At 68.2% G+C, this 14,101-nt stretch carries 14 protein-coding genes and 2 tRNA genes; 11 read left to right on the top strand and 5 right to left on the bottom strand.

All coding sequences use genetic code 11. From position 1 onward, the window contains the following. Positions 1 to 84: 84 nt before the first annotated feature. Both cmk and aroA read right to left on the bottom strand, forming a co-directional pair. Positions 85 to 783 carry a (d)CMP kinase gene (gene cmk, locus TSH20_RS02985; protein ID WP_109073330.1) on the bottom strand — a complete coding sequence of 233 codons (699 nt, stop codon included), beginning with the start codon at positions 781 to 783 and terminating at the stop codon, positions 85 to 87. A gap of 4 nt (positions 784 to 787) precedes the next feature. Beyond that, positions 788 to 2,137: a 3-phosphoshikimate 1-carboxyvinyltransferase gene (aroA, locus tag TSH20_RS02980; RefSeq protein WP_109073329.1), complete on the bottom strand. Its 1,350-nt coding sequence runs from the start codon at positions 2,135 to 2,137 to the stop codon at positions 788 to 790. Between the two features lie 382 nt (positions 2,138 to 2,519). On the opposite strand from aroA, the gene TSH20_RS02975 reads away from it, so the two are divergent. Together TSH20_RS02975 and TSH20_RS02970 are read left to right on the top strand one after the other, a co-directional pair. Next, the gene (locus TSH20_RS02975) at positions 2,520 to 2,909 is read left to right on the top strand and encodes a TIGR02300 family protein (protein WP_109073328.1); all 390 of its coding nucleotides are present in this window, start codon (positions 2,520 to 2,522) and stop codon (positions 2,907 to 2,909) included. A gap of 163 nt (positions 2,910 to 3,072) precedes the next feature. Further along, positions 3,073 to 3,148 (top strand) — tRNA-Ala (locus TSH20_RS02970). Between the two features lie 159 nt (positions 3,149 to 3,307). Here the strand turns inward: TSH20_RS02970 and TSH20_RS02965 are convergent. Next, positions 3,308 to 4,162, bottom strand: a complete 855-nt coding sequence (locus tag TSH20_RS02965) for a transporter substrate-binding domain-containing protein (protein WP_109073327.1) — start codon at positions 4,160 to 4,162, stop codon at positions 3,308 to 3,310. Between the two features lie 170 nt (positions 4,163 to 4,332). After that, positions 4,333 to 4,407 (bottom strand) — tRNA-Val (locus TSH20_RS02960). Positions 4,408 to 4,601: 194 nt separating this feature from the next. Between TSH20_RS02960 and TSH20_RS02955 the strand changes: the two genes are divergently transcribed. The 6 genes from TSH20_RS02955 (at position 4,602) to TSH20_RS02930 (ending at position 10,672) form a co-directional block, all read left to right on the top strand. Continuing rightward, on the top strand, positions 4,602 to 5,558 hold the full coding sequence (locus TSH20_RS02955; RefSeq protein WP_109073326.1) for an N-formylglutamate amidohydrolase: 957 nt from the start codon (positions 4,602 to 4,604) through the stop codon (positions 5,556 to 5,558). 582 nt (positions 5,559 to 6,140) lie between these two features. Continuing rightward, positions 6,141 to 7,550 (top strand): alpha,alpha-trehalose-phosphate synthase (UDP-forming), encoded by a 1,410-nt coding sequence (gene otsA, locus TSH20_RS02950; protein ID WP_109073325.1) that lies wholly within the window; start codon positions 6,141 to 6,143, stop codon positions 7,548 to 7,550. A gap of 62 nt (positions 7,551 to 7,612) precedes the next feature. Beyond that, positions 7,613 to 8,602, top strand: coding sequence for a glucokinase (locus TSH20_RS02945; RefSeq protein WP_109073324.1), 990 nt, complete (start codon positions 7,613 to 7,615; stop codon positions 8,600 to 8,602). Positions 8,603 to 8,713: 111 nt separating this feature from the next. Further along, positions 8,714 to 9,097, top strand: a complete 384-nt coding sequence (locus TSH20_RS02940; protein ID WP_109073323.1) for a LysR family transcriptional regulator — start codon at positions 8,714 to 8,716, stop codon at positions 9,095 to 9,097. Positions 9,098 to 9,217: 120 nt separating this feature from the next. Then, the gene (locus TSH20_RS02935; protein ID WP_109073322.1) at positions 9,218 to 9,796 is read left to right on the top strand and encodes a YqaA family protein; all 579 of its coding nucleotides are present in this window, start codon (positions 9,218 to 9,220) and stop codon (positions 9,794 to 9,796) included. Between the two features lie 33 nt (positions 9,797 to 9,829). Continuing rightward, entirely contained in the window at positions 9,830 to 10,672 is an 843-nt protein-coding gene (locus TSH20_RS02930; RefSeq protein ID WP_109073321.1) for an RNA methyltransferase, read from the top strand. Positions 10,673 to 10,678: 6 nt separating this feature from the next. On the opposite strand, the gene TSH20_RS02925 is transcribed toward TSH20_RS02930, so the two are convergent. Beyond that, complete coding sequence (locus TSH20_RS02925) at positions 10,679 to 11,140, bottom strand: RNA polymerase sigma factor region1.1 domain-containing protein (RefSeq protein ID WP_109073320.1); 462 nt, start codon at positions 11,138 to 11,140, stop codon at positions 10,679 to 10,681. 196 nt (positions 11,141 to 11,336) lie between these two features. On the opposite strand from TSH20_RS02925, the gene msrA reads away from it, so the two are divergent. From msrA to TSH20_RS02910, 3 genes are all read left to right on the top strand, one after another. Further along, the gene (gene msrA / locus TSH20_RS02920; protein WP_109073319.1) at positions 11,337 to 11,978 is read left to right on the top strand and encodes a peptide-methionine (S)-S-oxide reductase MsrA; all 642 of its coding nucleotides are present in this window, start codon (positions 11,337 to 11,339) and stop codon (positions 11,976 to 11,978) included. A 167-nt stretch (positions 11,979 to 12,145) separates the two neighbouring features. Then, the gene (locus TSH20_RS02915) at positions 12,146 to 12,679 is read left to right on the top strand and encodes a PAS domain-containing protein (protein WP_109073318.1); all 534 of its coding nucleotides are present in this window, start codon (positions 12,146 to 12,148) and stop codon (positions 12,677 to 12,679) included. After that, on the top strand, positions 12,676 to 14,101 hold a 1,426-nt coding region (locus tag TSH20_RS02910; RefSeq protein ID WP_109073347.1), incomplete at its 3' end, for a DNA translocase FtsK. The genes TSH20_RS02915 and TSH20_RS02910, both read left to right, overlap by 4 nt.

Raw genomic sequence — 14,101 nt, 5'->3', positions numbered from 1 at the left:
TTGGTTGATGGTTTTCCATGGAGAGCGTCGGACCCGCCCGCGCCGCCACCGGCGGCCCGTCAACGGAAGTCGGAAGCGGCGGCTTTAGGCCGTGGGCTTCAGACCGGTTTTCGAACCGATGTGGGCGACCGCCATCGAGAACACCTGATCGGCATCGAGAGCGGACGTATCAAGCACAAAAGCGTCGACAGCCGGACGGAGCGGGGCCACCGCTCTCTGGCTGTCGCGCGCATCACGAGCCTTCATGTCCTCCAGGACATCGGAGGATATAGCCGGAATCCCCCGTCTCTGCAACTCCTTGAGTCGCCGTTCGGCCCGGACCTCCACCGAAGCGGTAACGAACAGTTTGGCCTGGGCATCGGGACAAACCACCGTTCCAATGTCGCGCCCGTCCAGAACCGCCCCCGGCGCACCGCCCGGCGGATGGGTGGCGAAGCGCCGCTGGAAGTCGAGCAGTGCGGCCCGCACCTCCGGCACCGCCGCCACCTTGCTGGCCGCCTGCGCCGCCTCGTCGGTGCGCAGGGCCACCTCCTGCAGGATCGGGTGCTCGGGGTGCAACTCATAGGCGGCGCGCGCCGCCGCGGCATTGTCGGCCGGATCGCCGCCGGCCCTGAGGACCGACACGCCGACCGCGCGGTACAGCACGCCGGTGTCGAGATGGGCGAAGCCGAAGGCGTCGGCGATGCGCTGCGACAGGGTGCCCTTGCCGCTGGCGGCCGGGCCGTCGATGGCGACGACGACCGCCCTGGCCGGGGTCTCCCGATTGGAAAGCGGCTGCGTCATCGCCTCACGCCTCACTGATCTTCGCGCCGAGCCCGTTCATCAGACCGACGAAGTCGGGGAAGCTGGTGTCGATGAAGGCGCCGTCGTCGACCGAAATCGGCTCTTCCGATGCCATGCCCAGCACCAGGAAGCTCATGGCGATGCGGTGGTCCATGGCGGTGGCGACGGTGGCGCCGCCCTTCGGCGGCTTGCCGGTGCCGTGAACCGTCAGGCTGTCGTCGGCACCGACCTCGACCGACACGCCGCAGCGGGTCAGGCCTTCCGCCACCATGGCGAGGCGGTCGCTCTCCTTCACCCGCAGTTCCTTCAGGCCCAGCATCACCGTGGTGCCCTCGGCACAGGCGGCGGCGGCGGCCAGGACCGGGTATTCGTCGATCATGCTCGGCGCGCGGTCGGCCGGCACCACGATGCCCTTCAGGGCGCTATGCCTCACCCGCAGATCGGCCACCGGCTCGCCCGCCTCGTCGCGGCGGTTCTCGAAGGCGATATCAGCGCCCATCTCCACCAGCGTGTCGTAGAGGCCGGTGCGGCGTGGGTTCATGCCGACGTCGTTCAGCAGCAACTCCGAGCCCGGCCGCAGCAGGGCGGCGACCGCCGGGAAGGCGGCGCTGCTGGGATCGGCCGGCACATGGATGGTGCGGCCGGTCAGTTCCGGCTGGCCGATGACGGTGACGGCCAGCGCGCCGTCCTCCAGCCGCTCGGTCGTCACGGTTGCGCCGAAATGGCGCAGCATCAGTTCGGTATGGTCGCGGGTCGGCTCCGCCTCGATCACCGTGGTGGCGCCGGCGGTGTTGAGGCCGGCCAGCAGGATCGCCGACTTGACCTGGGCGGAGGCCACCGGCAGACGATAGGTGATCGGGACCAGATCGCCGCTGCCGACCACGGTCAGCGGCAGCCGCCCGCCGGAGCGGCCGACGAAGCGGGCGCCCATCTCCTCCAGCGGCTTGGTGACGCGGGCCATCGGCCGCTTGTTCAGCGAGGCGTCGCCGGTGAAGACGCAGGTGATCGGATGGCCGGCGACCAGCCCCATCAGCAGGCGGGCGGCGGTGCCGCTGTTGCCCATGTCCAGAACCTGCGCCGGTTCCTGCAACGCTCCCAGCCCGACGCCGCGCACGCGCCAGACCCCGGCCCCCTGGCCGTTGTCTTCACGCTCCGCCTGAGCCCCCAGCAGGCGCATGGCCGCCGCGGTGTGCAGGACGTCCTCCCCTTCCAGCAGACCATGGATCACCGTCTCGCCCACGGCGATGGCGCCCAGCATCAGCGACCGATGCGAGATCGATTTGTCGCCGGGCACACGGATGCTGCCCCGGATCGCGCCGGTGGTGGTGGAGCGCAGCGGCCTTGCGTGCGTCATGGGACGGGTCCTTCGGATCGGAACGGGAAGCGGTTATGGCCGCCGTTCCTATCACAGCCCCCGCCCCGATGCGAGAGGATGGGCCCCTTTCCGTCCCCGCCAGAGCTTGTGCGGCGCACAAATGAAAAGAGGCCGCCCGAAGGCGGCCCCGAGTTCAAGGAGGAAACCAAATGGAGGAGTTGCACACTGTGCAGGTCGGTTCTAGCGAGTTATGGTTAACGCCCTGTAAAGGCAACCCCTGCCCGGGCGGGATACCTCTTTCCCGCTACCGCTGCGGCGCGGCGATCACCCGGCCGCTTCATCTTTTTTTTGACAAGCGTCTCAGGGCATGGCAAAGGGCGCCTCTTGAGAACCCCCTGATTTTTGTGACGGAGGACGTGGCGTGGCCAAACCCGAATGGGGCGTCAAGCGCATCTGCCCGAGCTGTGGCGCTCGTTACTATGACATGCGCAAGGACCCGCCGGTCTGCCCGAGCTGTGGCGCGCAGTTCGATCCCGAGGCTCTGCTGAAGTCCCGCAAGGCCCGTCCGGCCCCGGCCGACGACACCAAGAAGGTGGTGGCCGTGGCGGAGGACGAGGAAGAGGCCGAGGCTGAGACCGAGACCACCGAGCTGGAGGACGTCGAGGACGACATGTCCGTCGACGACATCGAGGAAGCCGACGACACCACCGAGGATGAGGACGACGTCCTGATCGAGGACACGTCGGAACTGGGTGAGGACGACATGGACGAGGTCGTCGATGTCGAAGGCGAGGACGAGGAGGAGCGCTGACCGGCGCCCTTTCCGGTGACTGCTTTCCGGTGAGTGCGGGAGGTCCGGCGGGGTGGTGAAAAAAAGCGCGAAAGGACGAATTTTCCGCTTGCATCACTCCACCGCCTGACTATTATCCCGCTCCACCAAGGCCGGACGGAAACGACCGGCCCCCAGAGTTAAAGGGGCCATAGCTCAGCTGGGAGAGCGCTACAATGGCATTGTAGAGGTCAGGAGTTCGATCCTCCTTGGCTCCACCAAATCGATCAAGGGCTCGGCGAGCAATCGCCGGGCCCTTGATGCTTTTGCGCCACGTTCCCGGCTGAACCGCCGGCTTTGCCCGTACTTGCGAATGCTGTCCGACCGGACGGGAATGCCGCCGCGCCTGCGGACGGCGGGACGGCCTTCCCAAGCGTCCGCTACTTCAGCCAGCGGTCGAACACCGCCTGATACTGGCCGGTGGCGACGGCCTGGTGCAGCCACTGGTCGACCCACAGCTTCAGCACGATGTCGCGCGGCAGCAGGAAGGCCTTTTCCGAAAAGTCGAAGGGCTTGTCCGGATGGACGGCGCACAGCTCCGGATGCAGCTTCTGCTGAAGCCGGGTCTCCACCGCATCGGTGATCATCAGGTCGGCCTTGCCGGCGACGATCTGGTCGAAGATGGTGACGTTGTCCGGATGCACCTCGATCTGGGCAGTGTGGATGTTGGCGCGGGCGAATTTCTCGTTGGTGCCGCCGGGGTTGACGATCAGGCGGACGCCGGGCTTGTCGATGTCGGCGACGGTCTGGAAGCGGTCCTTGTTCTCGCAGCGGGTGATCGGCGTCTTGCCGTCGCGCATCAGCGCATCGGAGAACAGCGCCTTCTTCTGCCGCTCCAGCGTCACGGAGACACCGCCGACGGCAATGTCATACTTGTCGGCCAGCAGGTCGGGCAGCAGGTTGCCCCACGTCGTCTTCACGAACTCAACCTTGACGCCCAGCGCCTTGCCCATGGCTTCGGCGAGGTCGATGTCCATGCCCTCGAACTTCTGGGTCTGCGGGTTCAGGTAGGTGAAGGGCTTGTAGTCGCCGGTGGTGCCGACGCGCAGCGTGCCCGCCGAGATCACCGCATCCAGCCGCGACTCCTGAGCGGTCGCTTGGGCGGCCGCTTGGGCGGAGGGAGCGGTCTGCGCTACGGCTCCGGTGGACGACAGGGCGGCGACGGCACAGACCAGAACCGCGCCGGCCGCGGCGGCAAGGCTCCGGCCGCTGCGGCGCAGGGTATGGACGGGCATGAAGATCCTCCCAATGCTTTGTTTGCCGACCGGATGGTACGGCGCAGGGAAGGATCTGGCGAGAGTCCGCGATCCGGATGTGCAGAGTTCAGCTATGCAACAATCGAAAAGCCGCGGAAGCCCAAAAATGGAGAAGGCCGCGAACCCGTTCCGGTTCGCGGCCTTCAGAATGGTGGGCGGTACTGGGATTGAACCAGTGACCCCTACGATGTCAACGTAGTGCTCTCCCGCTGAGCTAACCGCCCACTGTAGCGGCCGGTGGCGGAGCGTTTGGCGTCGTTCCGTCCGGCGTGGGCGGGTGTATACCGACCTCCTTGCCGACACGCAAGCCCTTTCATGGCCCCACCCGCTTTTTTTATCCACCGGCGATAGAGCGGCGACCGATCCCGTGACAGAGGTCCCGTGACACGGCGGCTGGTGTCCATTACATCATTCGACCATGGACGCCTCCTTCGACGCGCAGCGCGACGCCGGCGCCGGCCCCGATCCGGACGCCGACGCTCAGCCGCCCAACGCCCCGGCCTTCGAAATCCTGGCCCCGCAGAGCCAGAGGCTGCCGCTCGTGCTGGCGTCGCCGCACAGCGGGAACGCTTATTCCGCCGCGTTTCTCGCCTCATCCCGCCTGGATGCCCGCGCGTTGCGCAAGTCGGAGGACTGCTTCGTCGACGAGATCTTCGCCTTCGCTCCCGGCTTGGGCGTGCCGCTGATCCGCGCCCTGTTTCCGCGCGCCTATCTGGACGTGAACCGCGAGGCCTACGAGCTGGACCCGGAGATGTTCGCCGATCCGCTGCCGGCCTATGTCAACACCCGTTCGCCCCGGGTGGCGGCGGGGTTGGGCACCATCGCCCGTGTGGTCGCCAACGGCGAGGACATCTACAAGGGCAAGCTGCGCTTCGCCGATGCGCTGGACCGGGTCAGCCGCTGCTACACCCCCTATCACAACGCCCTGCGCCAGTTGGTGGACGCAACCCGCGACGCCTTCGGCCACGTGCTGCTGATCGACTGCCATTCCATGCCGTCCGCCAGCGCCGCCAGCGATGGACGGCGGGGCGGCGGGCGGGGCGGCGGGCGCGGCGCCAGCCATCCCGACATCGTGCTGGGCGACTGTTTCGGCAACGCCTGCGCCCCGGCGGTGATCGACGCGGCGGAGGAGTATCTGTGCGGGCTGGGCTATGCCGTCAGCCGCAACAATCCCTATGCCGGCGGCTACACCACCCGTCATTACGGCCGGCCGCGCCAGGGCATCCACACGCTTCAGATCGAAATCGCCCGCGACCTCTACATGGACGAGGCGGCGCTGACACGCCTGCCCTACCTGGACGTTCTCGCCCGCCACATGACGGAACTGGTCGACACGCTGGGCCTGCTGCCGCCCCACGGGCTGGGTCCGCGCTGATCCGCGGATGAGACGCCCTTAAGGGACCATTGCCCCGTCTCTGCCACAGTTTCGCCCTATCACGTCAGGGCCAAGCTTCGGCTTGGCACCGCTGCGACCTCTTCCGGGGCGGCGCGCTGTCGCGTCGGCTCCGAGTGCCTTTGGCACAAAAAAAGGGCCGCGGGCGGACCCGCGGCCTCAGTCTAGGGAGGAAACGCCCAAGAAGTGCGTTACGCCAACGTCCACGCCGAGGCGCGACCGTTGCCGCACTGCACAATATGAACGCGGCGCCGCCCGGCTTCAAGCCCAAAAAAGAATTTCTTATTCATTACATTGCGTTAACCGGAGTTGGAGATATCGCGAACCGGATAGCGCCTCAGCAAGTCATGCTGCGCCGCACCATAACCCTTCGTGGAGTGATCTGACCCAAAGGACAGGGAGCGCCGGACCTTCGGACCAGCGTCTTGAGCTTGACGGCCGGCGCTCGGAACCAAGCCCGCCCATCGTCGTTTCGTAGTGGACCCGTAAAGGGTGTCCACAAGGACAGCCGGACTTCGCGGACTGCGGAACGCCCTGCCGGCGGCCAATAAGGAGAAGAACATCGTGAGCAGGCTCGTCGTCGTATCCAACCGGGTGGCCCTGATGGAAGAGGGCAAACAGGCGGCCGGTGGTCTCGCCGTCGCCATCCTGGCCGCCTTGAAGAAGACCGGCGGCATCTGGTTCGGATGGAGCGGAAAGGTCGTCGATGGCGAGTCCCAGGCGGAACCGACACGAACGGAGGCCGGCAAGCTGACCTATGCCACGCTGGATCTGGGCCGCCGCGACCACGAGGAATATTACAACGGCTTCGCCAACCAGACCTTATGGCCGCTGTTCCATTACCGGCTGGGCCTGATCTCGGTAAACCGGCGCACGCGCGAAGGATACGAGCGGGTCAACGCCTATTTCGCCGACAAGCTGGAGCCGCTGCTGCGCCCGGACGACATGATCTGGGTCCACGACTATCACCTCATCCCCTTCGGCGACGAACTGCGCCGCCGCGGCTGTTCGCAGCGCATGGGCTTCTTCCTGCACACGCCCTTCCCGCCGCCGGAACTGCTGACCGCCCTGCCCAACCACCGCGACCTGATCCGCGAACTGTGCGCCTACGATCTGGTCGGCTTCCACACCGCAACGGACATGCGCGGCTTCTGCGATTACATTCGCACCGAAACCGACGGCACGGTCGAGCAGCGCGGCGCCTACGGCACGGCGATGATCCGCGCCTTCGGCCGCACCCTGCTGGCGAAGGTCTTTCCCATCAGCATCGACACCCCGGCGCTGGAAAGCCTGGCCCGCACCGCCGGCCGCTCGCGGCAGGCCGAACGGCTGCGCGAAAGTCTGGTCGGCCGCCGCCTGATCATCGGCGTCGACCGGCTCGACTATTCGAAGGGCCTGCCGCAGCGCTTCGCCGCCTTCGAACAGCTTCTGGAAAGCTATCCGGAGCATTGCAACCGCGTCTCCTTCCTGCAGGTCGCCCCGCCCAGCCGAGAGGACGTGCCGGAATACATCGCCATCCGCCGCGAACTGTCGGAGATGGCCGGCCGCATCAACGGCCGATTCGCTGAGTTCGATTGGCAGCCGATCCGCTACCTGAACCGCAGCTTCGGCCAGCGCGTGCTGGCGGGCTTCTACCGGCTGGCCAATGTCGGGCTGGTGACGCCGCTGCGCGACGGCATGAATCTGGTCGCCAAGGAATATGTCGCCTGCCAGGACGCGGACAATCCGGGTGTGCTGGTGCTGTCACAGTTCGCCGGCGCCGCCCACGAGATGGGCGAAGCGCTGATCGTCAACCCCTTCGACATCGAGGGCGTCGGCGACGCGCTGCAGCGGGCGCTGACCATGCCGCTGGGCGAGCGCAAGGAACGCCACGCCGCCCTGATGCAGACCCTGCGCCGGCACGACATCAGCTGGTGGCGTGAAAGCTATGTGGACGCGCTGACCCGGGCACCGTATGACTTTCCGGTCAACTGAGCATCCGCTCGGTCCATCAAACGAGCATCCGCTCGGCCCACCAACAACGCAGACCCGGATCCATGGCCGCCGATCTCTCCTCCACCCCGGCTCCCATCCTTGTCGCCGACATCGGCGGCACCAATGCCCGCTTCGGCCTGATCGACGGCCGGATCGTGCGCGACACCCGCGTGCTGCGCTGCGCCGATTACGCCTCGATCGAGGATGCGACGAACGCCTATCTGTCGGCGGTCGGTCTGGCGGCAGTCGGCACTCCCGGCCGGCCGCGGCGCGGCGCCTTCGCGGTGGCCGGGCCGGTCACCGGCGACCACATCGCCATGACCAATCTGGTCTGGCAGTTCTCCGTCAACCGGGTGCGCGACGCCCTGGGGCTGGACGGACTGGTCGTCATCAACGACTTCACCGCCGTCGCCCTGTCGGTGCCGCGTCTGGCTGACGAGGACCGGCGCCAGATCGGCGACGGCGCGCCACAGCCGGGGGCCGTGGTCGGGGTTCTGGGGCCGGGCAGCGGGCTGGGCGTGTCCGGTCTGGTGCCGGGCGCCAACGGCCGCTGGACCGCGCTGTCGGGCGAGGGCGGCCATGTCAGCATGGCGCCGATCAGCGACCGCGAGAGCGCCGTGCTGGGCCAGCTGCGCAAGAGCTTCGACCATGTCTCGGCCGAGCGGGTGCTGTCCGGGCCGGGCCTCGTCAACCTCTATGGCGCGCTGTCGATCCTGGATGGGCGGGAACCGGCCGCCCTCACCCCCGCCCAGGTGGCCGACAACGCCCTGACCGGCAGCGAACCCCATTGCGTGGAGGCGGTGGAGATGTTCTGCGCCATGCTGGGCACCGTCGCCGGCAACCTCGCTTTGACGCTGGGCGCACGCGGCGGCGTCTATATCGCCGGCGGCATCGTGCCGAAGCTGGGCACGCTGTTCACCCACTCCCGCTTCCGCAAGCGCTTCACGGAAAAGGGCCGCATGCGCGACTTCCTGGCCCCGATCCCCACCTATGTCATCACTCATGACCTGCCCGCCTTCCTGGGCCTCGCCGAGGCCGCCGGGGCGGAGTAAGGATCGCGGGGTAAGGTGCGCAGGATAAGGTTCGCCCCACTTGCCGCTTGAACCGGTGGGGCGGACCCCACATGGTTGTTCCTATCCCTTTCGGATTCGCAACGGAACACCATGCCCGCCGACCTTCGTGTCCGCTTCCTGCACCCGTCGGGCGCCATCGGCCCCGGCAAGATCGCCCTGCTGGAGGCCATCGACCGCACCGGCTCGATCTCCGCCGCCGCGCGCTCGCTGGACATGACCTTCCGCCGCGCCTGGTTCCTGGTGGAGACGATGAACACCGCCTTCCGCGAGCCGGTGATCCGCACCAGCGTCGGCGGGCGGGAAGGCGGCGGCGCCGGCCTGACCCCGCTGGGCCAGGAGGTGGTCGCCCGCTACCGCCGGACCCAGGAAGAGGCGCGCAAGGCCGCCGAGCCGCACCTGCGCTGGCTGGACGAGGTGCTGAAGGAGGAAGCTCCCGAAGAAATGCCCGGCACAGGTCCGGCCGGAACGGGCTAACGCCTCCGGAGGGCTTCACCCTGTCCGGGGGCGGTCGAATTGGGCACTGGCGCACCGGGACCGTCGCGCCTAAAAGATGCCTTGTGCACCGCAACGGCAGCGACGAAGGGCGGACCATTCATGATGAAGCGTCTTTACGACTGGACCATGGCCAAGGCCGCGTCGAAGGATTCGACCGCTTGGCTGGCCGGGGTATCCTTTGCCGAAAGCTCCTTCTTCCCGCTGCCGCCGGACCTGCTGCTGGTGCCGATGGTCATGGCCAACCGCAAGGCGGCGTGGAAGCTGGCGACGATCTGCACGCTGGCCTCCGTCGTCGGCGGCATCGCCGGCTACATGATCGGCTATTTCCTGTACGAGACGATCGGCCGCTGGGTGATCGATTTCTATCACCTGACCGACAAGTTCGAGCAGCTGCGCCACACCTTCGTCGAGTATGGGGCCGAGATCCTCATCATCAAGGGCATGACGCCCATCCCCTACAAGCTGCTGACCATCACCGCCGGCGTCGCGCATCTGCCGCTGTGGGTGTTCATCGGCGCCTCGATCATCTCGCGGTCGATCCGCTTCTATCTGGTGGCGGCGCTTCTGTACTTCTTCGGTCCGCCGATCCGCGCCTTCATCGAAAAGCGGCTGACCCTGGTCACCAGCGTGTTCGCGGTGGCGCTGGTCGGCGGCTTTCTGGTGGTGAAGCTGCTGTAGGCCGCCACCTCTTCCCAGACAGACAGGACCTCCATGCCTCCGCGCGGGCGCCCGCCCCAACCCAGCCGCGCCCGTTCCCGGACCGCCGCCCATCCCTCCCCCTCCGTCCCGGCACCCGACGGCGTCGACCAGCGCAAGCTGTTCCGCGTCGCCGGGCTGGCTGCCGTCTCAGCCCTGTTCACCCATGAGCCGGAGCGGGTGGAGCGCCTGTTCTTCGACGAGCGGCTGAAACCGGCGGTGGGCGCCTACTGCAAGGCGATGGCGGCGGCCCGCAAGCCCTACCGCATGGTGGAGGCGGACGAACTGGCGAAGGTCGCCGGCACCGTGCTGCATGGCGGGGTGGTGGCGCTGATGGCGCCGCGGACACTGCCGCTGTTCGATACGGAGGCCGCGCGCCGGGCGGCGGAGCCGCTGCTGATCCTCGACGGCGTCGGCAACCCGCACAATCTGGGCGCCATCCTGCGCACCGCCGCCTTCTTCGGCCTGCCCCGCGTCCTAGTCTCCGACCATCCTGGCCAGGCCCTGCCGTCGGAAGCCGCCTATCGCGTGGCGGAGGGCGGGTTCGAGTGGGTGACGCTGGAGCGAGCCCCCGCCCTGCCGGCCGTGCTGAAGCGGCTGCGCGCCAGCCACCGGGTGTTCGGAACGACGCTGGACCAGACCCGGCCGACGGTCGATGCCGGCGCGCTGACCGGCTGGCGCGGCAAACAGAGTGTGAAGCCGCCGGCCGTCGTGCTGGGCAACGAGGAGGACGGCATCCCGCCGGCCACGCTGGCAGCCTGCGAGGCGGTGCTGACCATCCCCGGCAGCGGGCGCGTCCAGTCGCTGAACGTCGCCGCCACCGCCGCCATCCTCATCCACGCGCTGGCCGCCGGGTAAGCCGGCTTAACCGAGCGCCGCGATCAGCACCACCGCAACCACGGCCATGGAAGCCAGCGGCAGCAGTTCCACGCCGTCACGCTTCCATGTCGGCGCATTGCCGTGATGGCCGCCGGCATGGCCGTCCGCGATGTCGTCGGCCCAGCCATGGCGCGACGGAACCGCACCCGGAGCCGACACCGCCGGGGCCGCCGGGCTCGCCATATCCACCACACCGTCGCCGCGGTGATAGTCGCCGCGCTGGCGCGCCAAAGCCGGATTGGGGCGGCCGCGCATCAGGCGGGAATCGTCCAGTTCGACCTCGACTCCGGCAGCCTCCACCCGCTCGATCACCGCGGCGGTTTCCTCCGGGGTCATGGTATCGACAGGCAGGATCTCGCCCAGCGCTTCGGCGCTCAGGCGGTTGCCGTTGCGGCGGCCACGATCGATCAGCGACTGGATGAGACGGTCGTCTGTGCTGCTGGCCATGATGGCTCTCCTTGTTCAAGATCCTCGCGGGTCCTCTGGTCAAACGCATGGAAACGCCCGAAGGTTCACGACACCTCCCTTCCCGCCTTCCGCCCCCTGCGCCACCTTGCCGCGGTCGGCCCGCCACCCGACATAAGTGGTCCCTCCAACGGATCGTCATCGGTCCACAGGATCGTCATTGATGGGAGACTCGACCATGCTGGGGCATTTTCTGCGCAAGCCGGCGACGCTGCCGACGCCGGAGGAGGCGCTGCCCGGCCGCAGCCAACCCGTTCCGGTTCCCGAACAGCATCACGTCAACGGCCATCGCCTGACCGGACCCTATCCGCCGGGGCTGGAGGTCATCGACCTCGGGCTCGGCTGCTTCTGGGGGGCGGAGCGCAAGTTCTGGCAGCTTCCCGGCGTCTGGGTGACCGCCGTCGGCTATCAGGGCGGCCACACCCCGAATCCGACCTATGAAGAGGTCTGTTCCGGCCGCACCGGCCATACCGAGGCGGTGCGCGTCGTCTACGACCCGGCGATGGTGAAGGTCGAGGATCTGCTGCGCGTCTTCTGGGAATCGCACGACCCGACCCAGGGCATGCGCCAGGGCAACGATGTCGGCACCCAATACCGCTCCGCCGTCTACACCCACAGCCCCGCCCAGCAGGCGGCGGCGGAGTCGACTCTGGCCGCCTATCAGGAGCGGCTGGCCCAGGCCGGCTACGGCCCGATCACCACCGAGATCCGCGAGGCCCCACCCTTCTACTTCGCCGAAGGCTACCACCAGCAGTATCTCGCCAAGAATCCCAACGGCTATTGCGGGCTGGGCGGCACCGGCGTCACCTGCGCGGCGTGATTGGCGCGGCCTGATGATGCGCGGGTAAACACAGGGGTGCGGCGCCCCTGCCGGGCTTAGCCCTTGCGGTTGCGCCACACCGGCCCTTGCGGGTATGGTTCGGGCGGCTCTTGAAAGCTCCGGCGGCGTTACCCCGCGGGAGCGCCGCCCGTCCAGCTGCGATTGTCATGACCAAGGAAAGAACCGAGCTGGCGACGCCGTATCTCAGCGGCCTGCTCGAATTCTGGCTCACCAAATCCGTCGCCGGCCGTCCGCCGGTCCCCAGCAGCATCGCCCCGGCCGATTTGCGGCCGTGGAAGGACAACATCGCCGTGTTCGAGGTGATCGGGGAGGAATCCGGCACCTTCGTCTATTCCTATTACGGCAAGGCGCTGGCCGCCGCCTTCGGCCAGTCGCGCCTGGGCGCCACGCTGGACGATCTGCCGCCCGAACAGCGGGCATTGCTGCAGCCGGAATACGAGACGGTGCGCCGCGAACGGCTGCCCGTCGCCCGTGTCCACACCGCCGTCTTCAGCGGGCGCACCCGCAGCTTCGAACGGCTGGTGCTGCCGATGTCCAGCGACGGGGTCAGCATCGACAAACTGCTGGTCGCCGCCTACGAGATGACGCCGCGCGAGCTGGCGGCGCGCCCACCCCTGCCGGGCGGCTCCTCCTCCGGTCCAGTCCCCCTCACCGTTCAGAAGCCGGGAGCCTCGGCATGACCCCGCGTATGCCGCATCTCGCCGCCCCGCCCACCCAGGCGGGCGTGGTGACCGCCGACGAGTTCAATCTGTGGTGCGCGCTGAACGGCCGCCCCTTCAACCTCGTCCCCAACCCGCGCCCCGACGGCCGCGTGATGTGGGATGTGGAGGTTCTGCCCGGCACGCCGCGCGCCGGCACCGTCTATTCCACCAACCTGTCGGACGAGGCGCTGGCGGTGGTCGCCGGCTTCGCCTTCCTGTCCGGCGTCGAATGGGCCTATGAGGCGCGCGACCCGGCGGAGGCCGAAGCGCCCGCCGCCGCCCCGTGCGAGGCCGCCCCGGCTGCCGCAGCCCCCGTTCCGGCCCCCATGCCGGCGGCGGCGGCACCCTGCGCGCCCGCCGCTCCGGCGGAGCCGGTGGAGTATCCCGCCGTCTACTCGCTGCCCGCCGTCTCGCTGCTGCAGAACCCGCCGCCGCGCCCGGTCCAGCAGCATGACGAATCGGTGCTGGCCCGCAACGCGCGGATGCTGGAAACCGTCCTGAAGAACTTCCGCGTCCGCGGCGAGATCATGGACGTGCGCCCCGGCCCGGTGGTGACGCTGTACGAGTTCGAGCCGGCCCCCGGCACCAAGTCGGCGACCGTCATCAACCTGACCGACGACATCGCCCGCTCGATGAGCGTGGTGACCGCCCGCATCGCCATCGTCCCCGGCCGCAGCGTCATCGGCGTCGAGCTGCCGAACCCGGTGCGCGAGATGGTCTATTTGCGCGAAAGCTTCGACCACGACGCCTTCCGCAACACCACGGCGCAGCTCGCCATCGCGCTGGGCAAGGACATCAGCGGCGAGCCGGTGGTGGCCGACCTCGCCCGCATGCCGCACCTGCTGGTCGCCGGCACCACCGGCTCGGGCAAGTCGGTGGCGATCAACACCATGATCCTGTCGCTGCTCTACCGGCTGCCGCCGGAGCGCTGCCGCTTCATCATGGTCGATCCCAAGATGCTGGAGCTGTCGGTCTATGACGGCATCCCGCACCTGCTGACCCCCGTCGTCACCGATCCCAAGAAGGCGGTGGTCGCCCTGCGCTGGGCCGTGCGCGAGATGGAAAGCCGCTACGAGGCGATGTCCAAGCTCGGCGTGCGCAACATCGAGGGCTACAACGCCCGCATGACGGAGATGATCGCCGCCGGCGAGAAGATGCCGCGCCGCGCCCCGGCGCCGGGCGAGCCGGAGAACGTCTTCGACCTGACGCCGTCGGAACCGACGCCGCTGCCCTATATCGTCGTGATCGTCGACGAGATGGCCGACCTGATGCTGGTCGCCGGCAAGGAGATCGAGGCGGCGATCCAGCGTCTCGCCCAGATGGCGCGCGCCGCCGGCATCCACCTGATCATGGCGACGCAGCGTCCCTCGGTCGACGTCATCACCGGCACCATCAAGGCCA

This window comes from Azospirillum sp. TSH20, assembly GCF_003115935.1.
Classification (GTDB): Bacteria; Pseudomonadota; Alphaproteobacteria; order Azospirillales; family Azospirillaceae; genus Azospirillum.
This window is presented reverse-complemented; position numbering and strand designations above follow the sequence as displayed.